Annotated in this window: 16 protein-coding genes, 2 tRNA genes and 2 pseudogenes; 10 read left to right on the top strand and 10 right to left on the bottom strand. The window is 61.6% G+C overall.

Going from position 1 to position 23,991, the window contains the following annotated elements; all coding sequences use genetic code 11:
- The first annotated feature begins 7 nt into the window (after window positions 1–7).
- Window positions 8–982: an ABC transporter substrate-binding protein gene (locus AS189_RS00330; protein WP_062285439.1), complete on the top strand. Its 975-nt coding sequence runs from the start codon at window positions 8–10 to the stop codon at window positions 980–982.
- Window positions 983–1,072: 90 nt separating this feature from the next.
- Here the strand turns inward: AS189_RS00330 and AS189_RS00325 are convergent, their stop codons facing one another.
- The 5 genes and pseudogenes from AS189_RS00325 to AS189_RS00305 all read right to left on the bottom strand — a co-directional run bounded on the left by AS189_RS00325 (window position 1,073) and on the right by AS189_RS00305 (window position 5,399).
- Complete coding sequence (locus tag AS189_RS00325; protein ID WP_062285437.1) at window positions 1,073–1,807, bottom strand: hypothetical protein; 735 nt, start codon at window positions 1,805–1,807, stop codon at window positions 1,073–1,075.
- Entirely contained in the window at window positions 1,804–2,166 is a 363-nt protein-coding gene (locus AS189_RS00320; protein ID WP_062285435.1) for a PadR family transcriptional regulator, read from the bottom strand. The genes AS189_RS00325 and AS189_RS00320 overlap by 4 nt, the downstream gene beginning before the upstream one ends.
- A 128-nt stretch (window positions 2,167–2,294) precedes the next feature.
- Window positions 2,295–2,966 carry a FadR/GntR family transcriptional regulator gene (locus AS189_RS00315; RefSeq protein ID WP_062285433.1) on the bottom strand — a complete coding sequence of 224 codons (672 nt, stop codon included), beginning with the start codon at window positions 2,964–2,966 and terminating at the stop codon, window positions 2,295–2,297.
- 119 nt (window positions 2,967–3,085) lie between these two features.
- A tRNA-Ser gene (locus tag AS189_RS00310) sits at window positions 3,086–3,173 on the bottom strand.
- 124 nt (window positions 3,174–3,297) lie between these two features.
- A pseudogene (locus tag AS189_RS00305) lies at window positions 3,298–5,399 on the bottom strand (prolyl oligopeptidase family serine peptidase).
- A 168-nt stretch (window positions 5,400–5,567) separates the two neighbouring features.
- On the opposite strand from AS189_RS00305, the gene AS189_RS00300 reads away from it, so the two are divergent.
- Complete coding sequence (locus AS189_RS00300) at window positions 5,568–7,532, top strand: FAD/NAD(P)-binding protein (RefSeq protein WP_062292650.1); 1,965 nt, start codon at window positions 5,568–5,570, stop codon at window positions 7,530–7,532.
- Window positions 7,533–7,797: 265 nt separating this feature from the next.
- On the opposite strand, the gene AS189_RS00295 is transcribed toward AS189_RS00300, so the two are convergent.
- The 3 genes and pseudogenes from AS189_RS00295 to AS189_RS00285 all read right to left on the bottom strand — a co-directional run bounded on the left by AS189_RS00295 (window position 7,798) and on the right by AS189_RS00285 (window position 13,106).
- On the bottom strand, window positions 7,798–11,868 hold the full coding sequence (locus tag AS189_RS00295) for an ExeM/NucH family extracellular endonuclease (protein WP_424580938.1): 4,071 nt from the start codon (window positions 11,866–11,868) through the stop codon (window positions 7,798–7,800).
- A gap of 241 nt (window positions 11,869–12,109) precedes the next feature.
- Window positions 12,110–12,598, bottom strand: a pseudogene (locus tag AS189_RS21190) (lamin tail domain-containing protein); the annotation flags it as partial.
- A 420-nt stretch (window positions 12,599–13,018) separates the two neighbouring features.
- A tRNA-Ser gene (locus AS189_RS00285) sits at window positions 13,019–13,106 on the bottom strand.
- Between the two features lie 96 nt (window positions 13,107–13,202).
- Here AS189_RS00285 and AS189_RS00280 point away from each other — a divergent pair.
- A complete protein-coding gene (locus tag AS189_RS00280; RefSeq protein ID WP_062285428.1) occupies window positions 13,203–14,186 on the top strand; it encodes an NAD(P)H-quinone oxidoreductase in 984 nt (327 codons plus the stop codon).
- Between the two features lie 89 nt (window positions 14,187–14,275).
- Here AS189_RS00280 and AS189_RS00275 read toward each other — a convergent pair whose 3' ends face one another.
- Both AS189_RS00275 and AS189_RS00270 read right to left on the bottom strand, forming a co-directional pair.
- On the bottom strand, window positions 14,276–15,184 hold the full coding sequence (locus AS189_RS00275) for a DDE-type integrase/transposase/recombinase (protein WP_129587104.1): 909 nt from the start codon (window positions 15,182–15,184) through the stop codon (window positions 14,276–14,278).
- 119 nt (window positions 15,185–15,303) lie between these two features.
- Window positions 15,304–15,708, bottom strand: a complete 405-nt coding sequence (locus tag AS189_RS00270) for a hypothetical protein (protein ID WP_062285378.1) — start codon at window positions 15,706–15,708, stop codon at window positions 15,304–15,306.
- A 376-nt stretch (window positions 15,709–16,084) separates the two neighbouring features.
- Between AS189_RS00270 and AS189_RS00265 the strand changes: the two genes are divergently transcribed.
- From AS189_RS00265 to AS189_RS00235, 7 genes are all read left to right on the top strand, one after another.
- A complete protein-coding gene (locus tag AS189_RS00265) occupies window positions 16,085–18,352 on the top strand; it encodes a carbon starvation CstA family protein (protein ID WP_062285424.1) in 2,268 nt (755 codons plus the stop codon).
- A gap of 2 nt (window positions 18,353–18,354) precedes the next feature.
- Window positions 18,355–18,555: a YbdD/YjiX family protein gene (locus tag AS189_RS00260; protein ID WP_062285422.1), complete on the top strand. Its 201-nt coding sequence runs from the start codon at window positions 18,355–18,357 to the stop codon at window positions 18,553–18,555.
- A 180-nt stretch (window positions 18,556–18,735) separates the two neighbouring features.
- Window positions 18,736–19,404, top strand: coding sequence for a bacterial proteasome activator family protein (locus AS189_RS00255; RefSeq protein ID WP_062285421.1), 669 nt, complete (start codon window positions 18,736–18,738; stop codon window positions 19,402–19,404).
- Complete coding sequence (locus tag AS189_RS00250) at window positions 19,401–19,901, top strand: hypothetical protein (protein ID WP_237759932.1); 501 nt, start codon at window positions 19,401–19,403, stop codon at window positions 19,899–19,901. The genes AS189_RS00255 and AS189_RS00250 overlap by 4 nt, the downstream gene beginning before the upstream one ends.
- 148 nt (window positions 19,902–20,049) lie before the next feature.
- Window positions 20,050–21,114: an iron ABC transporter substrate-binding protein gene (locus AS189_RS00245; protein WP_062285417.1), complete on the top strand. Its 1,065-nt coding sequence runs from the start codon at window positions 20,050–20,052 to the stop codon at window positions 21,112–21,114.
- Window positions 21,115–21,119: 5 nt separating this feature from the next.
- Window positions 21,120–22,733, top strand: a complete 1,614-nt coding sequence (locus AS189_RS00240; RefSeq protein ID WP_082633906.1) for an ABC transporter permease — start codon at window positions 21,120–21,122, stop codon at window positions 22,731–22,733.
- The gene (locus tag AS189_RS00235) at window positions 22,730–23,935 is read left to right on the top strand and encodes an ABC transporter ATP-binding protein (protein WP_082633904.1); all 1,206 of its coding nucleotides are present in this window, start codon (window positions 22,730–22,732) and stop codon (window positions 23,933–23,935) included. Before AS189_RS00240 ends, AS189_RS00235 begins: the two co-directional genes overlap by 4 nt.
- The last annotated feature ends 56 nt before the right edge of the window (window positions 23,936–23,991 follow it).

Raw genomic sequence — 23,991 nt, 5'->3', positions numbered from 1 at the left:
ACCCCTCATGCAAAGAAGAAAATTTCTCTCCCTGGCCGCCGTCGCCGCACTGTCACTGAGCGTTGCGGCCTGTGACACGGCAGCGCAAGCTCCTGCCGGAGGGGGTGGCGGCAAGCCGTACATCGCAATTGTGTCCAAGGGATTCCAGCACCAGTTCTGGCAGTCAGTGAAGCAAGGTGCCGAGAAGGCCGCTGCGGAATTCGATGTCGAGATCTCCTTCGAGGGCCCTGACAAGGAAACCAACGTTCAGCAGCAGATGGATCAGCTGAACAACGCCATGGCGAAGAACCCGCAGGCGCTGGCTCTGGCGGCTTTGGACTCCAAGGCTGCCGAGGGTGTTCTGCAGGATGCGAAGAGCAAGAACATCCCGGTGATTGCCTTTGACTCCGGCGTCGATTCCGACATCCCCGTGGCAACTGCCTCAACCGATAACAAGGCGGCCGCGGCGGAGGCCGCAAAGCACATGGCGGAGCTGCTGGGCAAGAAGGGTGAGATTGCCATTGTGGGTCACTCCCAGACAGCCACCTCTGGCACCGATCGCCGCGACGGCTTCGTGGACTACCTGAAGGCCAACGCTCCGGACATCAAGATCGTTGACATTCAGTACGCGGATGGCGACCAGGCCAAGTCCACCGACGCAGCCAAATCCATCATGACCGCCTACCCAAATCTGGCCGGCATGTACGGCACCAACGAAGGCGCCGCAATCGGCGTCGTCAATGCAGTGAAGGAAGCAGGCAAGACCGGCAAGCTGACCATTGTTGGTTTCGACTCCGGCAAGGCTCAGATGGAGGCCATCAAGGATGGCCTCATGGCTGGTGCTGTCACGCAGAACCCCGTGGGTATTGGCTACGAGACGGTCAAGGCCGCCGTCGCCGCCATAAAGGGCGAAAAAGTCGAGAAGGTTATCGACACCGGCTTCTACTGGTATGACAAGAACAACATTGCCGACGCCGATATCGCAGCGAACCTCTACGAGTAAGAATCGCTAGAACTACCAAAGGCCCCGGCGGGCGTGGCTGCTGAATTACTTCGGCAGCCACGCCCGCCGGGGCCTTTTGCGGTTCAGAAGTTACGCCGCTGCGCTGAAAAGGGTGGTGAGGCCCAGCAGGAAGACGGCGAGGATCGGGAACAGCCACTGGGTGAGGATCTCGAACCAGCGGGCCTTCACCGTCATGGCCGGGGCGGGCTCCAGCGGGCTGACTATTAGATCTGGCTGCCCGCGCACAACATTAATGGTGCCGACCAGTGCCAGGGCCAGCATGAGGGCGGCGCTGATGAATAGAACCGGCACCGGTGAGAGCGTCAGGTAAGCGTCTGCGGCCGTCTTCGGTGTGAGTGATGCCGAGAGTATCCCGGCCGCGGCGCCAACAACAGGTACGGCTATCAATGCCCACGTGTGTCGTAAAAGATGCGTCAGATAGAGCGGCAGTGAAATGACCAGGGCGGCCAAAATGAGCATGCACACGAGCTGCCATGCGCTAATAAGCATCAGCCCTCCGTTGGGCGATGGGGTCAGGGCCGCGTTGAACGTAAGGAATGCGAGGAGACTGGTGGCGCTGAAGGCGATGGTCCCGCGCATGCCCTTGATGGCGGACCGCTGCGTTCCGCCCGCCAATTGCCCAGCGTAGTCGCGGGGTGTGCCAAAGGCCTCCACAGGGGATTGGCCGGAATCGGCAAGAAACTCCTCAACGCTTGCCAGCGCATCGCCAATAGCTGCGCCGGAGAAATCCTTCAGGCGTAGTTCCATGGCCAGCGCGTCCAGCCACTTTTTGCGGGTCCCTTTCGTCATTTCTTCCTGGCTCATTGCAAAACTCCTCGATCGGGTGCGGTGGCGAGAAATGCCGTCGTACGGGTAGTGAAGGTGTGCCATTGTTTGCGCTGGCGATCCAGCTCTGTGCGGCCTGCGGCGGTGAGCGAGAAGTATTTTCTGCCGGGACCGCTTTCGCCGGCGCGCCATTCAACCTCGACCCAGCCGGCCGTCTCGAAACGGGTCAACAGCGGGTAGAGCGTGCCGCCCTTGATGGTGCCCAGTCCTGCGTCCTCAAGAGCGGTGATGATGGCGTATCCGTAGCTGGGGCCGCCCGTCAAAGCCTCCAGTGCGCAGAGGCCCAGTGAGGCGCGGTTCCAGTCGCCCGGCCACGGTTCTTCGATTGATGAACTCATAGCTAGATAGTATGTCTAACTAGTTAGTGTGGCAAGCTTGTTAAAGAGAAATCCCGCCGGCCATGTCATCATGGCGGGCGGGCGGGCGGTTACTGCTGGGCAGGGTGGTGCAGCGCTGGATCGGGTGGTTACAGCGCCTGTCGGAGCCAGTGCTCAACACCGCTGATGTGTACTGTCAGCAGTGACTTGGCCAGATCGGCGTCGCCGCGTTCCAAGGCTTCAATGATGGCTGTGTGCTCGGCGAGCGTGCGGTCCACGGCCTTTTCCTGTGTCAGGCCGCGCCAAATGCGGGCGCGCACGGTGCTGCTGGAGAGGGCATTCAGGACGCTGGCCAGGTAGGAGTTATCGGCGGCGGCAGTGATGAGCTCATGGAACACCAGATCGTGATCAACCAGTGACTCGACGCTCGTTTCCTCGTTGATGTTCTCCATCGTGGCCCGCAAGGCTGAAATTTGCTCCGGGGTGATGCGGGTGGCAGCCATCGCGGCAGCCGCAGGTTCCAGGATGCGCCGGACGGCAAAGATGTCCAGGATTGATTTGTCCTGATGCAGGTCCACAATGAACGTCATGGCCTCGCTGAGGAGTTCGGGTTCCAAGCTGGTCACGTACGTGCCGTCACCTCGGCGTACGTCCAGGACGCGAATGATCTCTAAGGCCTTGACGGCTTCGCGGAGCGAGCTGCGGGAAAGGCCCAGTTTCTCGCTGAGTTCCTTCTCCGGGGGCAGACGATCTCCGGCCGACAGCTTCCCGGAGATGATCATGTCCTTGATCTTGGTGATTGCTTCATCAGTTACGGCCATGGTGCAAGTGTAATGGTCGGATGTTTATGATGCGGGATGCGGGATGCGAGCAGGCCTAGCAGGTGCGCCAGAACGCAAAAATGCACCCCTCGATAAATCGAGGGGTGCATTTTATGCTGCGGAGACGGGGAGATTTGAACTCCCGGTGGAGTTGTGCCCCACACTTCATTAGCAGTGAAGCCCATTCGGCCGCTCTGGCACGTCTCCAGCACTGGCTAAGGTAGAAGCCCCTAACCAGCATCCCAAACTTTACCCAGTAGAGGGCCCACAATGCAAAACGAGAGCCGGGGTAGGGGCAAAATCACTGCGCGCCGAGACGTTTTCGCATAAATTACAGCTGACCATTAAGAGCCCGCCAGAGGAATTCATGCGAGGCCGTATGCAGTCTGGCCGCCTGTTCGTTGTTTCCGGCACCGGCATGACCGCCTTCCAACGCCTCGTGGAACCAGACGGGAATTTCCATCGATTCCATCCGTGCCGCCATCTTGCGCGCCTGCACGGGCCCCACCCGGTCATCCGAAGTTGCCGTCCAAATGAACGTGGCAGGATACTTCACCCCGGCACGGAGCAGGTGGTACGGCGAAAATGTCTTGATGAATTCCCACTGCTCCGGAACATCCGGGTCGCCATACTCGGCAATCCAGGATGCACCTGCGGATAGCTTCGTGTACCGGCGCATGTCCAGCAGCGGCACCCCACAGGAAATCGCCCCGAACAATTCCGGATACTGCGTGAGCATATTGCCCACCAACAGCCCACCGTTGCTACCGCCTGCGCACCCCAGATGCGCCGGGGAGGCCACACCTCGCGCCGACAGATCGCGGGCCACGGCAGCGAAGTCCTCATAGGCGCGGTGCCGGTTTTCCTGGAGCGCGGCCGTGTGCCAGTTGGGCCCGTATTCGCCGCCGCCGCGGATGTTCGCCACCACGTAGACGCCTCCGCGCTCGAGCCAGGTGCGCCCCACCGCGCCGCTGTAAGCCGGCGTCCGCGACACCTCAAACCCGCCGTAACCACTGAGGAAGGTGGGATTGCCGCCGTCGAGCTTCAGATCTTTGGGCCCCACCTGGAAGTAGGGCACGCGGGTGCCGTCGGCGGAGGTGGCAAAGTGCTGCTCCACGCAGTAGTTCTCCGCCGTGAAGAACGACGGCGCCTCCCGGACCAGCGCCGCGGCCGCACCCGGGGTGCCGCGCGGGGTCAGGGTGCCGCGCAGCACGGTGGTGGGGGTCAGGAATCCGGACGCCACAAGCCAGTAGTCGTTGCCGGCGTCCGGATCCTCGTCGTCCACGGCAAAGGCGTCCACCGAGTGCAGTGGCGGGCAGGCGTCCAGTTCCGAGGCGGCCCAGTCCGCAGCCGGGTCCAGCACCAGGATCTTGGACGAGACATCGGAGAGCAGGTTCAGCAGCAGGAAATCGCGGGTCCGGCTCCACGACTGCAGCGACTGCGCCGCCGAGGGGGCGAATATGGTGGTCAGCGAACGGCTGCCGGCCATGAATGCGTCAAGCTCAATGGCCAGCAGGGTGCCGGCGCCGTACACACTGCCGGAAACACTCCAATCGGTGCGCGGGCGCAGGAGCAACCACTCGTGGTGGAGGGAAACGGACATGTCATCCGGGACGTCGATGTGCACCCAGTCATCGCCCACGCGCAGGTAGCTGCGGCTGTTGTAGAAATCCAAACATCGTAGGCGAGGTCCCGCTCGAATCCCGGAGTGCTGCTGTGGGAGACGCCGCCGCTGAGGTGGTCCAGCGGGACGGCGAACAACGGTTCCTTCGCGGCCAGCTGGGCCAGGGATTCGCCGCGACGAAGCACCCGTGCAGCGGCCGGATAGGAAGAAGCTGTCATGGAGCCCTCACCGGTATCGGTGCCCACATAGAGCGTGTCCGCATCCACCCAGCTCAGCCGGGTCTTGGCGGCCGGAAGCTCGAATCCGCCAGCCACAAACGTGCGCGTGGCAAGGTCGAATTCCCGGTATGCCACCGCGTCTCCGCCATCGGGCGAGAGCGCCACCATGGCATGGCGGTATTCCTTCCCGGGAGCTGGCCGTAGGAATGAGGCTCCTGCCCACAACCACTGGGCATCCTCGGTGGTGCTCAATGCATCAACATCGAGCAGCACGTCCCACTCGGGTGCATCACTGAGGTAGCTTTCCCAGCTGGTCCGTCGCCACAGCCCACGCGGGTTGGCCTCGTCGCGCCAGAAGTTGTAGTACCAATCGCCGCGCTTGGACACCATCGGGATCCTGTCCGCCGAGTCCAGTACCTGCAGCACTCGCGCCTCCAACGCCGAATATGCGGGGTTCACCAAGGCGGCGTCGGTGCTGGCATTGTGCTCACGGACCCAGGTCATGGCGTCGTCGCCGTGGATATCTTCCAACCACAGGAATTCGTCGGCGGGTTCGTGGGCAAGTGTGGGGCTCGGGGCAAGGTCAGTCATGGATCCATCCTCGTTGAAGCTGCGCGTGGTTGCGAGTTAACCATGCGCCACTCTTGGAGCTGCGCACGGTTAGCTCGCAACCATGTGCCCGTTCAGGGTTCTCCGGCTCGTCCCGGCTCGTCCCGCGGCCGCCTCTGCAGGCTCCATCAGTTAAGCTCAAGGAGTGGAATCCTTGGGCGTACAGACGGTGGCAATTGTGGGGCGGGGCCCCGCGGGACTTCCGTGGTGGAACGGCTGTTGGCGCGCCGGGCTCAAAGCGAGGGCGGAGAGCTGCACATACACCTCATTGACCCCTTCGCCCCGGGGGCTGGCCACGTCTGGCGCACGGAGCAATCGCGCCTGTACCTGATGAACACCCAGAGCTTTTTTCCAACACTGATTCCTGACCAGGGCGTGGATGCTCCGCCCGTAGCCGGTTGCACGTTCAACCAGTGGCGCGCGGCCCAGCTGGACACCCCCTGGCCCGGACTCAGCGAAGGCGATCAGCAGGAGTTGGCGGCCCTGGCTGCGAATAATTTCCCCAGCCGTGCCATCTACGGCCGGTATCTGAGCTGGTGCTTTGAGCAGCTGCGCGAAAACCTGCCAGCCGGAGTCACCCTGGTCAATCACGCCACTGAGGCGAAGCGAGTGGTGCGGGATCGCACCCAAGGCGGGTTCGACGTCGTACTCCTTGACGGTGGCACGCTGCGCGCGGATCAGGTGGTGCTGGCGCTGGGGCACGTGGAGTCGAAACTGAGTCCGGCCCAGCGCGGACTGCGCGATGACGCCCGCCAGCATGGGCTGACGTACCTGCCCCCGGCCGTGCCCAACGATGTGGATTGGGATCAGCTGCCCGCTGGCGAAACCGTCTTGGTGCGTGGCATGGGATTGAACTTTTTTGATGTGCTGGGCCAGCTGACCGAGGGCCGCGGCGGGCGTTTTGAGGACACCGGGCGTCCGGCGGGCGAGGCGCTGCGGTATGTGGCGTCAGGGCGTGAGCCGGTGATCGTTGGCGCTTCGCGGCGAGGGACGCCATACCGGGCCAAGGCCGAACTGGCCGCGTACTACCCGCAATCGATCACGCTGCGATTCCTGGGCGAGGATGCCGTGGCCGCCATTCGCGCCATGGGTGCCACAGCCGGTTTTGACCACGATATTTGGCCGCTGCTGCACCGCGATACCATCTGGGCGTACTACACCACGCTGGCCCGGACCCGCCCCGAGCTGGTCACCCCCGAGCTGTTGCCTGAGCTTGATGCCATGCTGCATACCGGGCTCGACGGCGGATCCCCGGCCTGGGAGCAGGAGCTCGCGGAGTTGCTGGGGCGGCACGTGCAGCACGGGCATGTGTTGGACTTGCCCGGGCTGGCCCGCCCTCTCGCTGGGCAAAAAGCCAGTGATGCCGGGCTCGCCGACCGTGGGGGACTCCCTAGTGCGGGCAGGCACTTTGCCACCCACGAACAGCTGGACGCCGCCGTGCTGGAGTACCTGGTGGCGGACGCTGCCGGGTCCGCGCTCGGCGAAGACGATCCGGTCAAGATGGCTATTGGTGCGCTGAATGCCGGGCGTGCCATTGTGAAATCTCTTGTGGCTGACCGCGGCATCACTCAGGCATCGTGGCTGGGGGAGTTGCGCGGCTGGTTTGAAGGCTTCGTGGAGGGGTTGGCCAGCGGTCCGCCAGCTATCCGCGTGGAACAGTTGGCCGCGCTGGTGCGGGCCGGGGTGGTTCATTTCACTGGGCCGGATCCGGTGTTCCGCGTCCAGCACGGGGTGTTCACCGCCAGCTCTCCATGGGTGGCCGATATCCCGTGGGAAGCGCGCCACCTGATCGAGGCATTGGCCCCGTCTAACAACGCGCAAAATAGTGCGTCCCCCTTGTTGCAAAACCTGTTGGCCGACGGCATTGTCCGGCCCCGCATGATGATGGCTTCCGACGGCGGACCCGTGGTCACTAGCGGTTTGGACGTCACTGCGCCGCCGTACCGTCCCGTGGATGGGATCGGTGTGCCGGTTGAGGGGCTGTATGTTTTGGGATTGCAGCTGTCCTCAACTCAATGGGGTACCGCTATCGCGGCGGAGGCCTCCGCCAAGTACCGCAGCGGTTACCGCACCGTCTTGGACGCCGACGCGATCGCCGCAGCCATCCTCGACTAAGGATTCCGGCTGGGGTTGCCTCGTTCTGTGCGCCGGGGGGTAGTTATTACCATTCGCGCGCGGTGGGCCGGCCTCCTCGGCACTCCGGGGGTAGTTACTACCATTCGCGCGCGGTAAGCCGGTGGCGAATGGTAATAACTACCCCCGTATGTCTTCTCGGCACCGCATAACGCAGCTGACCCGCAGCAAACGGCGAGAACCACAGAGAATCCTGTGAGTCTCGCCGTCCACTGCGGGTCAGTTCCTAGCGGTCGGCGCCTAGTTGCTAGTGCTTAGCTGCCTTGCGGCGGTTAGCCATGGCGACTGCAGCACCTGCTCCAAGCAGAACCAAGGCGCCCAAACCGAGCGGAAGCACGGTGGCTCCCGTGTTGGGGAGGTCACCCGAGCCGTTACCGGGGCCGTTTCCGGCACCCGCTGTTGACGGCGAGGACGGTGAGGCCCCCGGCGTCGTGCTGGTTCCAGTGGGACTCGGCGTACTTGTATCCGTCGGTGTCGGTGTGCCGGCGTCGGCCGTCACCGGGATGGTGATCGGCAGGCGGGCGTATGTTCCACCGTCGGTGGTGATGGTGAAGCGTCCGGCGTTGAGCTGTTCCGGCACCGTGAAGCTCAGCGTCGCAGCTCCGTCGGTGACGGGGAAAGTACCCAGTTCGGACGGCAGAACCGCTGCGCCGAGCACGGCGAATCCGATGCCGCCGCCGCTGCCCGAAGGTTCGTAACGGACGGCAACCTTGGTGGAGTCGGGGCTGCCCAGTGAAGTCAGATCCAGCTTGTTGAGCTTCATCGTGACCTTCTGGCCCTCCGTTACAGCAGCTGGTGCATCGACTACGTCCACGCCGCGGCGGGAGAAATCGGGTGCGATCGGGGCAGCCTTGGACTTCTCTCCGAGGTAGGTAATCCAAGCATCGCGGTCAATGAGACCGGAATCCTTGGTGTTGGTACCCTCGGTGAAGACGCGGAAGTTGTCGCCACCCGTTGCAAGGAAACTGAACGTACCTACGCGGTAGGAGCGCGCCAGATCCAAGGGTGCGCCGTTGATGACCACGGAGGTGATGTGATCGCCGAGTGCGCGGCTGGAATCGTAGGTGTAGTCCACGTTGTTGGACAGGCCCAGATTCAGGAACGGCCGGCTGGGGATAGTGCCGTCCGCGTTAGTCTGCCACTGCTGCTCCAGCAGGGTCTTGAGCTGCGCACCGGTGAGGGAGGTGGTCCATAGGTTGTTCACGAACGGCAGGACCGCATTGGCGGCGGCGTAGCTAACCACGCCATCCTCGAATCCGGTGTTCTTGTAGAGCAGGTCAGCGCGGAGGCCGCCGGGATTGACGACGCCGATCTCGGCTCCACCTGTCCGATCCGACTTGAGCGCATCCAAGAGGGCGTTGCCCACCAGGTTGCCTAGAGTGGATTCGCTGGCGCGGTCGTCACGAATGAACTTGTTCGTTGCGGCGTCGAAGGTCTGCGCCGTGGTGATGTCAGCTGCGATCTTGCCAACGGGGACGCTACCGGCAACCTTGGCATCGGCCAGAGCCTTGTCGGTGATCGTCTTGACCTCCGCCACGCGGGGGAACTTGGCCACGAGCGCGGCGTCGTCAGCGGTGGTTCGGGGCACATTGCGCTGCGTGTAGGAGACAACCTTGTTGTCGGCGTCGACCGTGAGCTTGATCTGGCCGATAAACTCGCCATAGCTTCCGGTCTGGAGCACGGGGCGGGTCTTCAAGGCCGCATCAGCGGAAATGCCAGGGATGGGTGCATCCCAGGCGTACTGCTTGTGAGTGTGCCCGGTGAAGATGGCGTTGACCGAGGCACTGGTCTTTGTCACGAGCTCCTTGAAGGCGCCGCCTGCGGCAATTTCCTGCTCGAGGGTTGCCTTTTCCGGTGTTCCGGCTCCGGCTCCCTCATGGTATTCGGCCACGATGACATCGGCCAGATTGCCGTCGGTGATCTTCTTCGCCACGCGGTTGACTGCTTCAACGGGATCACCGAAGTCCAGCATGGAGATGCCGGACGGAGTGACGAGGGTTGGGGTCTCCTGAGTGATGGCGCCGATGATGGCCACCTTCACGCCATTGACCGTGACGATCTTGTACTCATCGAGCGCCGGGGTGGTGGTGCCCTTCTTGTACACGTTGGCACCGAGGTAGTCCCAGTTGGCTGCGTCAACCACACGGCCTTCCAGATCAGCGAAGCCCTTGTCGAACTCATGATTTCCGACGGCGGACGCCTGCAGATCCAGCGCGTTCAGCACATTAATGGTGGGCAAGTCGTCTTGCGATGACGAGGCAAACACACTTGCACCGATGTTATCGCCAGCGGACAGGAACGCCGTATTGGCATCGCCTGAGGCTGCACGCAGCTGCTCCACCGTGCCGGCAAACTTCACCGTGTTGGCGTCAATGCGGCCGTGGAAATCATTGATGTTTAGAAGGTTGATTTCCTTAGTCGTTACCGGAGCAGTAGCGAGGTTCAAGCCCACCACCACGGGATCATGGTCTGAAGCAGAGAACATGGACGGGGTGTAGAAGTCCGTTGCGTTGTACTTGTAACGGCTGTAGCCCATGGCAATGGACTCAGCGGAGTTGATGTTCCAAATGTCGGCGCCTGTGATGATGTTTTCGGCAGCCGGGGAAGCAAGAACATGGTCCAGTGAGCCAACCATCCCGCCAAAGCTGTACGAGTGCTTACCCGTCTTGGGATCCTGGTCAACGTAACCGGCGGCAGTCATGACGGTGATGGGATCCTCAAAGCCATAGGCGTTGAAGTCACCCATCAGGAGGACCTTATTGGTACCTTGCGCGGTCTGCTGCTCAGTGGAGAACTTCACCAGAGCCTTAGCTTGCGCTACGCGGGCCAGGTTGGAGTTGCCCTGCCCCTGATCGGTGTCGTTTCCGATCGCTGAACCCTTGGACTTGAAGTGGTTGACTATCAGCAGCACCTTGGAAGAATCGGCGGCACCAACCAACTTGAAGGACTGGGCCAGCGGCTGCCGGGCAATGCCGGTGAAAGCGGCATCATCAAGGATGACCGATTCGCCAACGGGCACGGCGACGGCCTTCTTGTAAATGTAGGCCGTACGGATCACGTCCTCTACAGAAACGGCGGGACGCTTATCTGCAGCAGGTGAGCGGACATAGTCCCAGACTCCCGGGGCCGCTACGTTGAGGGCATCAACGAGCGTGGACAGAGCCGCGTCGCGGTCCTTGCCAAACTTTGCAGAGTTCTCAATCTCTTCCAACGAAAGCACATCTGCCGTGGAGGCGTTGATGCCAGAGACGATCTTGTCCTGTTGACGCAAGAGATTCGCGGCATCGGCGGCTCCGCGCTGGTCGCAGCCACCCTTAACGCTGATCTTGTTGCCGCTGTAGTCGGTGTAGAACTGGCAGCTGGGGTTCTTATCACCGGTCTCGGTGAAGTAGTTCTGGACGTTAAAGGACGCAACCTTGAGGTTGCCCTTGACGTCATTGGGTGCATCTGCCCGGGTGTTTCCGAAAGCGATGGGCTGCACATTTCCCGCGTTGTCTGGGGTCAGTGCTTCTAGAGGCTGGAACTTGTAGGCGCTGTTACGGTCATCGAAAATCACCGGAGCAATGAACTCGGAGACGGATCCAACGCGCATCGGCGTACCCTGGCTCAGCCAAGGCAAGGGAACAACAGAGCCGGCGGCGCTGAGGAAGTTGGTGCTGGCGCCGTCGTCGAGCTTGATGGCACGGGCAGCATTCTGCTCAACCTGTGCCTTGTATGCATCGGATCCATACGGAGCCACGGCGGTGGGCTGGACCAACGGGGCGGTCCCGGTCGCCAGGCCGACTTCGCCATAGTTGCTCAGTGAGTAGTTGTCCGTGATGGTGAATTTACCTTGGGGCGCAACGAGCATGCCCTCGAGCGTTTCGCGTGCGTCCGTGCTTGCCGGAACGCTGACGACGGCGGCCTTGACCTCTACCGCTGCGTCGTCCAGTTTGGTCATTCCACCTGCGGCGACGTCGATCTCGGTAGTGGTACTGCCGGTGGCGCCGCCAAATTCCTTGACGAGTCCCTTGACCTGGACGTAATCGCCAATGTTGACGCTACCCACGGTCGCGGGTGAATAGACGAAGATGCCATCGGAGGCCTTGTGGGTTGCCATGTCCAGATCGCCACCGGTCCCGGGGGTCTGGATAAAGTAGCCGTTGAATCCGCCGGTGGGGTAGGCGGCGGTGACCTTGCCCTTGGTGGTGGCGGTGGATCCTTCGAGGGGGCTCTTGGCGCCCTCGCCCTGGATCTCGGCGATGGTTTTGATACCGGCATCTTCGGGGGAGCGGGCGGCTCGCCTGCGCCCTGGGTGCCGGTGGGGTGGGGGTTGCACGGGTGAAGTCCAACGAGTTGTTGTCTGTGTCCGCGAAGTTGCTGCGGTTCAGGGAGTTGGTGACTGAAGCGGCCGAGGACGCGGCTGTCTCAAAAGTGTTGGAGGTGCCGAAGCCCAGAAGATCAACGACACCGGCCGTGCCAGTGAGGGAGCCCGTGGCCAAGTTTGCCGGCAGCTTGGTGGCTTGGTTAGAGAGGATGAGCGTGCCGCCACCACCAGCAAAAGCAAATCCGCTGGAATCCGCGTCGGTGGCAGGTAGTTCAAGGCCCGCGTCACCGTTGGAGTTGCCCTTGATCAGGAAGTAATCGTTGGCCTTGATGGTGCCGGACAGGGGAGTCAGTCCGGTGGGTGCCGCTAATCCTGTCCCGGAGCGGTACTGCAGTGACCAGCCGCTTAGGTTGATGTCCGCAGCGGTGGGGTTGTACAACTCCACAAACTTATTCTTGTAGGTGGCGTTAGCGCTGCCACCGTTGACATAGGCCTCGTTGATGATGACGTTCGCCGGTGCCGGGGCGGCTGCCAGAGGAGCCGCCGGTGCCGCTGCGAGAGTCGGTGAGGGATCCGCCGTCGGACTTTGCTTTGCGGCTGCTTCAGTGCTCGCAGCTGCTGTGGTTTCTGTTGGTGTGGGTCCGTCGTTGGCCAGCGCGGGCGAAATCGCCAGCGGTGCAACGGCGAGCCCTAGGGCCAAGGCGGCCCCGAGTCCTGCCTTGTAGAAGTTGTTGCTCGTCATGTCTCCAACTCTCGAATGGGTGGCACGCCGTTGTGCCTTGAGTGATGATCGCCCGTAAGCTGCTCCGAGAACGGCACAAGGCACTCCGCGGACAGAAATAAGGGAACGCTATTGAGCCAAGTGCATTGACGTGAATCATTCATGAACGGGTTGAGTCGGTCAGGTAAACTCACAGGCTCTGTTCGGTGACTTTGGAAAATGTTCCATTACGTTCGCAAGAGCCTAGTGTGACTTGCTTCACTGTTTGAATGAGTGCTTTTGGCTGGCGAGAGGGCATTCGGCGGTCGGGGGAGTGGAAGCCCACAGTGAAATTCAGGCGGCGGCCCGGTTTCGCCACGCCAGGCAGCCTCGCGGCCGGAAAGGCCAGGGGAACGCAAAAGGGAAGCAATCTCGTGATGAGATTACTTCCCTCTTTTAGCGCGGAAGGTGCGAGATTCGAACTCGCGGTACGGGGTTACCGCACACTGGTTTTCAAGACCAGCTCCATCGGCCGCTCGGACAACCTTCCTTACACTAGTAGTGTTTCATAGGCAGGGCCATGCCACCAAAATGAGTGGCGGCCCTCTTGAGGATTCGCAGGGTGAAAACGGCAATGGAGAAGGTTATGAAGGCGATTGTTACAACGGGCAACGGCGGGCCGGAGGTTCTGGCCATATCCGAGGTCCCTGCGCCGCAGCCGGGCCCGGGTGAGGTGCTTATTGACGTGATTGCCGCGGGAATCAACCGTGCTGACGTGCAGCAGCGCCGTGGTTTCTACCCGCCGCCACCCGGAGCCTCCCCCATTTTGGGCTTGGAAGTGTCGGGTCGGATCGCCGCTTTTGGGACGAACGTGACTAAGCCGTTCAGCGTTGGCCAGAAGGTTGTGGCCTTGCTCACAGGGGGCGGTTATGCGGCTCAGGTCTGTGTTCCGGCAGGTCAAGTGCTGCCGTTGCCAGAAGGAATTGATGTGATTTCCGCCGCAGGGCTACCTGAGGTTGCTGCCACGGTTCACTCGAATCTGTTCATGACGGCTCAGCTGCAGCCCGGCGAGACGGTGCTCATTCACGGCGGCGCCGGCGGCATTGGGGCTATGGCCATCCAGCTCGCCAAGGCGGCCGGTGCGCGAGTTATTGCCACGGCCGGCAGCGACGAGAAGGTCGCCATGCTCACCAGCTACCTCGGAGCCGATGCGGCCGTCAACTACCGCACCGAAGACTTCGGGGACCGAGTCAACGAATTTACCGAGGGTCAAGGCGCAAACGTGATTCTCGACGTCGTCGGCGCTAAATACCTGGCCCGCAATGTGGCCGCCTTGGCCACCTATGGCCGTTTGGTGGTTATTGGCTTGCAGGGAGGTGCGACGGCGGAACTGGACCTGGGTGCGCTGCTCACCAAACGCGCGGCCATTATTGGCACCACGCTGCGTGCCCGGCCGGTTGAGGAAAAGACAGCCATCATGGAAGGCGTGCGCGAGCACGTCTGGCCCCTGATTGCCAGCGGCGCTATCAAGCCCATGGTGGACAAGACGTTCCCGTTGGAGCAAGTCGCCGCCGCGCATGAATACTTTGATTCGGGCGCGCATGTCGGCAAGGTGCTACTGACGCTCTAGATGCCGGCCCATCCACCACCCACCGACGCTTCCTCACGTTTCGGGGTTTTTGACCCGACGCTCGAAAATTGTCAAGCTGTGTGGAGTCACTAGGCTATTTTTTGGTGTTCTTCGGGTTTGGGGAGGTTGATCCCTACGTGTTGGGCTGGGGCTGGTGTGGTGGGTCGTTGGCGGAACCTTCCTGGGTTTTGTTCGTAGTATTCCTGGTGGGTTTTTTCGCGTTTATCCCAGAGCTCTTTCCAGGACCCGTCGTGGACTTGTGCTGGTGAGAACAAGGCGATGCCGGAGTGTTTGTGATCGTTGCTGTACCAGCGCACGTAGTCGGTGAGGTAGTCCCTGGCGGCCTCGAGGCTTTCGAAGATTCGAGGGTAACCGGGCCGATATTTCATCGTGCGAAAACCTGACTCACTGAAGGGATTGTCGTTGGAGACGTAGGGACGGTTAAAAGTGAGTTCCACGCCGTGGGAATTGAGAGAGTCACGGAGCAGGTGTGACCTCATGGATGGGCCCGAGTCCGCGTGAACCACGCGCGGGGCGCCGTAGCGGGCGATGGCGGCCTCGAACATCTCGACGGCGAGGTAGTCAGCCTCGCGTTCCTCGATCCGCCAGCCGACGATCTCCCGGGAGTAGATATCCATGATGGAATACACCTTGTAAACCCTTCCCTGCCACTTGGAATAGACGTCACTGATGTCCCAAGACCAGACCTGGCAGGGACCGGTGGCCTTGAGAACCGGCTTCTGCGCGGTGCCGCGTTTACCGCCGCGTTTGGTCGGGACTGTGGGGCGCGCATTCTGGTCCTCGTACTCTGCCGCGACCCGCCACCACGTGCGGCGGGAGGCGATCATCACGCCGTTGTCCCAGGCCGTGGCGAAAGAATGATCCACGGAGTTGTTCTTCTCCCAGCCGGCCAGAATGAACTCAAGAATCCACTCCTGATGGATGGTACTGATCCGGCTTTCATAGGCCCGGTCGGCTTGATGGGTGGGGTTCTCCACGCCTGGGCGGGGATTGAACCTGTAGTGCCAGGTCCCACGCGAAACCCCGGTCAGCTTCAGAGCCGTCCGCTGGGATCTGGTGAGCTCTTTCAGCTCCAGGACGAGGGTGGTCTCAGCTGCTATGAACGCTTCTGATCGCTCGTCGGGGTTGTATCGGACTCTGGCACGTTCAACTCGTGCAAGAGCCCTATAGCTTTTCCCAGAGCCGAATTTACTCCTTCAAGCTCAGCAATGCGCTTCTGGAATTTTTCGACTTCAACACGATGGGCGGCTATCTCTTTCGCGCGTGCTTTTTCAAACGCGGAGAGCTCACTATTTGTCGGGACCATACCTCCATGTTCTCGCGGAATCAGGCCCCGGTCGATATCGCCTTCGACCACCATCGTGCGCCACCTGCGGAAGATCCAATCGGAGATGGACTTCGAGGCAAGCCACTCCTTCCGCGACCCCCGCGGCTGCAAATAGTACTCATGCACGAACTCACGGATCTCTTCACGGGTAAATCCCTTGTTATCAACGGCCACGGCCGGCTCCTTCAATCAACGGTTAATGAGTGACTCACAACCAGCCTGACGCAGAGGGGCTTCCTCACCTTTCGGGGCTTTTTGGCCGACGCTCCCTCACCTTGTGCGGGAGCGTTTCGGGTTAAACCCCAATTGCTGCGGGAGCGTATCGGGTTTAACCCCATTCGCTGCGGGAGCGTTGATAGGAGGTGCCCGCACTACCAACGCTCCTGCAGATACGTCAGCACCTTGCGATGCGCCGCTCGCCTGCCACTCGCCGCGCATTCACTACCACTCGTCGCTTGGAGAGCATGATTGACGCCACATCGGGACTGTGACCCATATCCTGTGCCTACCCTCAAAAGGCCGTAATTGAAGTTTTAGCGTAGGGAATAATATGAGTGTGCCGTCGAGCAGGGCTGATGAACCAGCCGATGTTTTAGTCCAGGACCCGGATCTGCCACCCGTAGCCGTCAACCTCGAAGAAGAGGCAGAGGCTCATAAGTGGACTCCGATCAAGATCGCCATCTGGGCAGCCATTGCGCTGTTGGGTGGCGTTGCTTGGGTCATGTTGGCAGTGGTTCGCGGTGAATCAGTCAACGCCATTTGGTTCGTTTTCGCCGCAGTGTGCACCTACTTGATTGCCTACCGTTTCTACTCCAAGGTCATCGAGAAATTTCTCGTCAAGCCCAATGACAAGCGCGCCACCCCGGCCGAATACAAGGCCGACGGCAAGGACTTCGTCCCCACCGACCGCAACGTCCTCTTCGGACACCACTTCGCCGCCATTGCCGGCGCTGGCCCCCTCGTGGGCCCCATCCTTGCAGCCCAAATGGGTTACCTGCCCGGCACTATCTGGATCATCGTCGGCGTCGTTCTTGCCGGTGCGGTCCAGGATTACTTGGTCCTCCACTTCTCCATGCGCCGCGGCGGCCGTTCCTTGGGCCAGATGGCGCGCGAAGAACTCGGCGTCATCGGCGGCACCGCTGCCCTGATCGCCACCCTGCTGATCATGATCATCATTGTTGCCATCCTGGCCCTGGTGGTTGTCAACGCACTGGGCGAATCCCCGTGGGGCGTCTTCTCGGTCTCCATGACCATCCCGATCGCCCTGTTCATGGGCGTGTACCTGCGTTTCCTGCGCCCCGGCAAGGTCATGGAAGTCTCCTTGATCGGCGTCGTACTGCTGCTCGCGGCCATTATTGGCGGCGGCATGGTCGCAGCCACCGAATGGGGCGCTGCCGCATTCCATCTGGACCGCACCACGCTCGCCTGGTGCATCATCGTCTACGGTTTCATTGCCGCCATCTTGCCCGTCTGGCTCCTGCTGGCCCCGCGCGACTATCTCTCCACATTCATGAAGATCGGCACCATCGTGATGCTGGCCGGCTCCATTGTGCTGGTCCGGCCCACCATCAACGTCCCGGCATTCAGCGAATTTGCTGGCCGCAGCGACGGCCCGGTCTTCTCCGGCACACTGTTCCCGTTCCTGTTTGTCACCATTGCCTGTGGCGCGCTGTCCGGTTTCCACGCCTTGATCGCCTCCGGCACCACGCCCAAGCTGATCGAAAAGGAACGCCAGGCCCGTTACATTGGCTACGGCGGCATGCTCATGGAGTCCTTCGTGGCCATCATGGCGCTGGTCGCGGCGCTGTCCATTGACCGCGGCATTTACTTCGCCATGAACTCCTCGGGGGCGGCCACCGGCGGCACCATCGAAGGTGCGGCGGCGTTCGTGAACTCGCTGGGCCTGACCGGTGTGCACGTTGACCCCGCAACCCTGGCCCAAACCGCGTCCGACGTTGGCGAAGAGTCCATCGTTTCGCGCACCGGCGGCGCCCCCACCCTCGCCGTGGGTCTGGCGCACATCATGCAGCAGGTGGCCGGCGGCCAAGCGATGATGAGCTTCTGGTACCACTTCGCCATCATGTTTGAGGCGCTCTTCATCCTCACCGCTGTCGACGCCGGAACTCGCGTTGCGCGCTTCATGCTGCAGGATTCCATTGGTAACTTTGTGCCGAAGTTCAAGGACACCTCTTGGCGCGCGGGCTCGTGGATCACCACGGGCATCATGGTGGCCGGTTGGGGAGCGATCCTCATCATGGGAGTCACCGATCCGCTGGGTGGCATCAACACCTTGTTCCCGCTCTTCGGAATCGCCAACCAGCTGCTGGCCGCCATTGCGCTGTCCGTCTGCCTCGTGATCGTTTCCAAGACCACGCACGTGAAGTACCTGTGGATGGTGGCGCTGCCGCTCGCTTTTGTCACCGTTGTGACAGTGGTTGCTTCCTTCCAGAAGATCTTCTCCACCGTCCCGGCCGTGGGCTACTGGGCTCAGCACAACGCGTTCAAGACGGCGCTGGCTAACGGCGAAACCAGTCACGGTACGGCCAAGACTGTTGCAGCAATGGAGGCCGTTGTTCGCAATACCTTCGTGCAGGGAACACTGTCCATCATCTTTGTGGTGCTGTCCCTGATCGTCATTGCGACGGCCATTCTGGTCACCATCCGCGCCATCAAGGCCGGTGGCGGACCCAGCATGGAAGACCCTGCCGTGGCATCGCGTATTTTCGCCCCGGCTTCGGTACTTCCCAACGCGGCCGAGAAGGTGCTTGTCAAGGAATGGGCTGAATCCGGCAAGCAAACAGCACGGTCCGGTCACTAGTCATGGACGTGTTGCGCAGCGCCGGCCGCGGCCTGATGGCGGTGAACAAGTACCTCAAGGGGGTCCTCGGCGAGGATTCTTACGACAAGTATCTTGAGCATCACCAGGCCACCGCCTGTGCCACCGCGCCCATGACGGTCAAGGAGTTCTGGCGCGATAAGACTGACCGCCAGGACGCCAATCCTGAAGGTCGCTGCTGCTAGTTTCTGCTGGCGGTGTTTCAAAGACAAGAACGACGGCGGGTGAGCTCACCCGCCGTCGTTCTTTTAGACGCGGGAAAAGCCCCCGCAGACCACGGCTGTTACAAATGTAAAGACATATCAGTGACACTGGCCGTAACAGTGATCGGGACGGAAGCTGCGGGCACATGAGAGACTGGCGTTATGAGTGAAAAGGCGCAGATCCCGGCCCCTGACAATGCGGCCGAGGACAAGGTTGTGGACGGTGTTCTGGACGGGCTGGTAGCTGCGGGGCAGGACAAGACTGCGCTGAACGAGTCGGACGAGCCTGCCGCCGTCAAGAAGCCGAGCAATGTGGCGGCGATGGTGGACCAGCCAGCGAAGGTCATGCGGATTGGCACCATGATCAAACAGCTTCTGGACGAGGTGAAGAGTGCCCCGCTCGATGACGCTGCACGTACTCGCCTCGCGGAAATTCACCAAGCGTCCATCGCCGAGCTCGAAGACGGCCTGGCTCCTGAGCTCGTGGCAGAACTGCACCGCCTGAGCCTGCCGTTTTCGGAGACAAAAGCGCCGTCGGACGCCGAGCTGCGCATTGCCCAAGCTCAGCTGGTGGGCTGGTTGGAGGGCCTGTTTCACGGCATTCAGACGGCGCTGGCGGCACAGGCCATGGCGAATCAGCAGACGGCATCCCGGATGGCGTTGCACCAACTGCCGCCCGGAACCGTCATTGCCCCGGGCGTGGTGGTGGGCCCTAACGGTGAGCCGCAGCGCGCGCCGGCGGGCTCAGATGGGCCGCGAGCAGTGTCCGGCGATGGCTCTGGCTCCATCACTGGCGGGGCCGAATCGGGCAGCCCGGGACAGTATCTATGAGCGGCATGTTCAAGGGGCTTTTTAGTGCCAGCCGGCAGGCCAAGCGCGACGATGCCGAACTCGGCAAGGGTGTGTGGCGTCGAGCCCATGACCGTTTCCGCCGTGGACTTGACCGTTTCCACCAAATGCTTGAAGGGCTAGCAGAAGCCGAAGCGCCGGAGGCGGCGATGGCTACCGAAAACTATGACGCCATGGTGCGGCTGGCAGACCGGCTAGCGGACCTGCTGCCTGTGGTGCGCGGCCTAGCCGTGGAGGCGCAGGCAGCCGGTCCCAGCGAGGGGATGGAAATCCCTACAGGAACGGGCGGATACCTCAATGACGTGCACCGGGAGCTATCCAGGGCTGGCAATGCTCTGGCGGCAACGGCAGAGTCACTGGCCTTACTGAGGCTGGGCGTGGGCACTACCCAGGCCGTGGAGCTCAAAGCGGAGCTGGTGCACCAGCGTGTAGCGCGGGCCGCAGAGTTGCTGCACAAAACGTCATCTACTGCGCAGTAGTCGGTATTGAGGCCACCGGAAATGTGAAAACACCACTGATGGCGCAGTGAGCTGCGTCACAATTAGGGGAAAAGTAAGGTTAGCGTTCCCTTTGATCGATTACGATCAACTTATCTTCGCTAATTGTTTCTACTGCCGAAAGGCTCTCATGTTGACCTGGTCCACCCTGAAGACGTTGCGAAAAAGCACTCTGACCGTCATTGCAGGCGCCTCCATTCTTGCCCTTGCGGCCTGCAGCGGCTCCACCACACCGTCGGAGAGCAATGGTGCATCCGGCGGCGCAAATGACGCCATCACCGTCTACAACGCCCAGCATGAATCACTCACACAGGCGTGGGTTGATGAGTTCACCAAGGAAACAGGCATCAAGGTCATTCTCCGCCAGGGCAGCGACCTTGAGCTGAGCAACCAGATCATCGCTGAAGGTGCCAAGTCGCCGGCCGATGTGTTCCTGACGGAAAACTCCCCAGCCATGACGCAGGTTGAAAATGCCGGCCTCTTCGCCGACACCAGCGCCAAGGTGCAGGAGCAGGTCCCGGCGGAATACCGCCCGTCCACCAACAAGTGGACCGGAATTGCCGCCCGCAGCACCGTCTTTGCCTACGACAAGACCAAGCTGACCGAGGCGCAACTGCCCAAATCCATCATGGACTTGGCCGATCCCGCCTGGAAGGGCCGCTGGGCCGCGTCACCGTCCGGCGCTGATTTCCAGGCCATTGTTTCGGCCATGCTGGAGCTCAAGGGCCAAGACGCCACGCTGTCCTGGCTGAAGTCCATGAAGGAAAACTACAAGTCCTACAAGGGCAACAGCACGGCCATGAAGGCTGTCAATGCTGGCGAGGTTGAAGGCGCCGTCATCTACCACTACTACTACTTTGGCGATCAGGCCAAGACCGGCGAGAACTCCAAGAACGTGGCCCTGCACTACTTCAAGAATGAAGATCCGGGCGCATTCGTTTCGATCTCCGGCGGTGGCGTTTTGGCCTCCAGTGCGCATCAGACCAGTGCTGCGAAGTTCCTCGAGTACGTCACTGGCAAGGCTGGTCAGACCATTCTCCAGACCGGCACCAGCTTCGAGTACCCGGTGGGCTCTGACGTTGCTGCCAACGAGAAGCTGACCCCGCTGGCCGATCTGCAAGCCCCCAAGATCGATCCTGCCAAGTTGAACTCTGCGCAGGTTACCGATCTCATGACGCAGGCAGGTCTGCTCTAACGTCAATGACTTCCAAGCAACGTACGACGTCGGCGCCTAGGTTGGGTGCCAATACTTTGGCCAAGCGCACCTTGGCTAAGAAGGCTGGGGGGCGGGGTCCACACCTCGGCCCCTGGCCCGTCGTTGTGCTGTGCCTGGTGATTGCCGCGTTCTCCGTGCTGCCGCTGGGATTCGTGGTGGTCGCTACCGCCAACACCGGGTGGGACACCGTGATTGCGATGGTGTTCCGACCCCGTGTTGGCGAACTGCTGTTCAATACGCTGTTGTTGGTGCTCATCACCGTGCCGCTGTGTGTGGTGATTGGCGTTGGCGGTGCTTGGTTGGTGGAGCGCACCAGCCTTGCTGGACATAAGGTCTGGGCCGTACTTCTGGCGGCACCTCTGGCTATCCCGGCCTTCGTCAACAGTTATGCCTGGGTCAGCGCCATTCCGTCTCTGGGTGGGATCTTTGGCGGTGTCCTCATTTCGGTGCTGTCCTATTTTCCGTTAGTGTACATTCCCGTTGCGGCCGTGCTGAGCCGCTTGGATCCGGCGTTGGAACAGTCGGCGGCATCTTTGGGTCTTGGACCTGTACGAGTATTTTTCCGTGTGGTGTTGCCGCAGCTTCGGCTCGCAACGGCCGGCGGGGCGCTGCTGGTGTCCTTGCACCTTTTGGCCGAATACGGCGCCTTCGCCATGATTGCGTTCGACACCTTCACCACCGCCATTTATGACCAGTTCCGGTCCACGTTCAACGGTGCTGCAGCGAATATGCTCGCAAGCGTCCTGGTGGTCTTTTGCCTGTTACTCTTGCTGGCCGAGTCCAGGGCCCGCGGCAGTGCCCGGTATGCGCGGGTTGGTGCTGGTGTGCAATCAAACCCCAGCCGCCTCAAACTTGGCGTCTTTCAGGGGCCCAGTCAGCTGTTCCTGATCGCGGTGTCGGCGCTGGCCCTGGGTGTTCCGCTGTGGCATGTGGGCCGCTGGCTGGTTGCCGGGGGAGCCGCCATCTGGCAGCGCTCCGATCTACTGCAAACGTTGCTGCAAACGTTGGGCTATGGCTTGGCCGGCGCCTTGCTGACAACGGTGTTGGCCTTCCCTCTGGCCTATTTGGTGGTCCGACATGCCGGGCCCGTCAGTAAGGTTCTGGAAGCCGTGAACTATATTTCCAGTTCCATGCCGGGCATTGTGGTGGCGTTGGCACTGGTGACAATCACTGTCCACAACGTGCCCGCGATTTACCAAAGTTCCTTGGTGCTGGTGGCCGCTTACGCGTTGTTGTTCATGCCGCGAGCACTCGTGAACCTGCGGGCAGGTCTGGCTCAGGTGCCGTATGAACTCGATGAGGCCGCCCAGGCGCTAGGCAAACCGCCCCTGCTGGCGTTCATGCGCGTGACATTGCGGCTCTCAGCTCCGGCGGCGGCAGGTGGTGCCGCTCTGGTGTTCCTTGGAATTGCCAATGAGCTGACAGCAACCTTGCTGCTTGCCCCCAATGGCACCCGGACCCTGGCCACGCAGTTCTGGTCGCTGAGCAGCGAAATCGACTACATGGGCGCTGCCCCCTATGCCTTGCTGATGATTCTGCTCTCGGCACCCATGACCTACCTCCTGTTCGTGCAATCCAAGAAAGCGGCCGGCCAATGACCTCTCACCCCAAACAGTCCGGCGCAGCTGCAGCCGGCGACCCCGCAGCCGACGGCGCCGCTGTAAGTACGCCTGTGCCGGTCACGGCAGGGAGCAGGACCTTTGTGCAGGCCACCAGCGATGCCCCGGCGCATTTGCAGGTCAGCGATGTGCACAAGAGTTTTGGTGGCACCGATGTGCTCAAGGGCGTGGACTTGGACGTCATGCAAGGGCGCACCACAGCCATCGTGGGGCCATCCGGCTCCGGAAAAACCACGCTACTGCGGCTCATTGCAGGTTTCTCGGCACCCGATTCTGGCCGGATCGCACTCGGTGGAAAAGAAGTGGCCGGACCGTCCCAGTGGAATCCTGCCCACAAGCGCAGCGTTGGTTACGTGGCGCAGGATGGTGCACTATTTCCGCATTTGAACGTGGGCGCCAACATCGCCTTCGGGTTGCCTTTGCGAGGTAAAGCTGCATCGCTGCGGGTGGGGGAGTTGCTGGAAATGGTCTCGATGGACCCCTCCTATGCCAAGCGCCGCCCGCACCAGCTATCCGGTGGACAGCAGCAACGTGTGGCCTTGGCGCGGGCGCTGGCCCGCCAGCCGGAACTGATGCTGTTGGATGAACCGTTCAGCGCGCTCGATGCTGGCCTGCGCGTTGCTACCCGGCGCGCGGTCTCCCAAACATTGGAACAGGCCGGGGTGACCACCATCCTCGTCACGCACGATCAAGCGGAGGCGCTCAGCTTCGCCGACCAAGTGGCCGTCATGCGCGACGGTAGGCTGGCCCAAATCGGCAGTCCCTTCGTTGTCTACACCCGCCCGGCTGACAGGGCCACGGCAGAATTTCTGGGAGACGCCGTCATTATCGAAGCATGGCTGGAAGGCTCCCTAGCGCTCTGCTCGCTCGGCGGAATCCCCGTACGCCGCCCACCCATTCAAGGCAAAGTGCATCTGATGCTCCGGCCCGAACAAATCCGTATTGCCGACGGCGGCCCCATCCGCGGGCGCGTGGTCGACACCGATTACTTTGGCCCCGAAACTACTGTCCGAATCCAATTGGACGCTATCAAGGTCGACGCCGATCACCCCCTCGATCCGCACCAGCCGGTCGGTGGCGAAATCATCACCATCAGGCATTGGAACGCGATGTTGGCCCGCCCCGGCACGGAACTGTCACTGAAGGTGGTCGGCGAAGGCGTCGTCTTCCCCTGGGACTGAGCCCCACGCCCGCCCCAAGTGCAGCCGCTGGCGCGTCTGTACTAGTGGCCCCTTGG

This window comes from Arthrobacter alpinus (genome assembly GCF_001445575.1).
Classification (GTDB): domain Bacteria; phylum Actinomycetota; class Actinomycetes; order Actinomycetales; family Micrococcaceae; genus Specibacter; species Specibacter alpinus_C.
Note: the sequence above shows the minus strand (reverse complement) of the source record. Positions and strands in the feature narration are given on the sequence as shown.

Bases quoted from the DNA above. Each gene is read 5' to 3' on its own strand.
- AS189_RS00330 (WP_062285439.1), top strand. From the start codon at position 8: ATGCAAAGAAGAAAATTTCTCTCCCTGGCCGCCGTCGCCGCACTGTCA.
- AS189_RS00325 (WP_062285437.1), bottom strand. From the start codon at position 1,807: ATGAGCCAGGAAGAAATGACGAAAGGGACCCGCAAAAAGTGGCTGGAC.
- AS189_RS00320 (WP_062285435.1), bottom strand. From the start codon at position 2,166: ATGAGTTCATCAATCGAAGAACCGTGGCCGGGCGACTGGAACCGCGCC.
- AS189_RS00315 (WP_062285433.1), bottom strand. From the start codon at position 2,966: ATGGCCGTAACTGATGAAGCAATCACCAAGATCAAGGACATGATCATC.
- AS189_RS00280 (WP_062285428.1), top strand. From the start codon at position 13,203: ATGAAGGCGATTGTTACAACGGGCAACGGCGGGCCGGAGGTTCTGGCC.
- AS189_RS00265 (WP_062285424.1), top strand. From the start codon at position 16,085: ATGAGTGTGCCGTCGAGCAGGGCTGATGAACCAGCCGATGTTTTAGTC.
- AS189_RS00260 (WP_062285422.1), top strand. From the start codon at position 18,355: ATGGACGTGTTGCGCAGCGCCGGCCGCGGCCTGATGGCGGTGAACAAG.
- AS189_RS00255 (WP_062285421.1), top strand. From the start codon at position 18,736: ATGAGTGAAAAGGCGCAGATCCCGGCCCCTGACAATGCGGCCGAGGAC.
- AS189_RS00250 (WP_237759932.1), top strand. From the start codon at position 19,401: ATGAGCGGCATGTTCAAGGGGCTTTTTAGTGCCAGCCGGCAGGCCAAG.
- AS189_RS00245 (WP_062285417.1), top strand. From the start codon at position 20,050: ATGTTGACCTGGTCCACCCTGAAGACGTTGCGAAAAAGCACTCTGACC.
- AS189_RS00240 (WP_082633906.1), top strand. From the start codon at position 21,120: ATGACTTCCAAGCAACGTACGACGTCGGCGCCTAGGTTGGGTGCCAAT.
- AS189_RS00235 (WP_082633904.1), top strand. From the start codon at position 22,730: ATGACCTCTCACCCCAAACAGTCCGGCGCAGCTGCAGCCGGCGACCCC.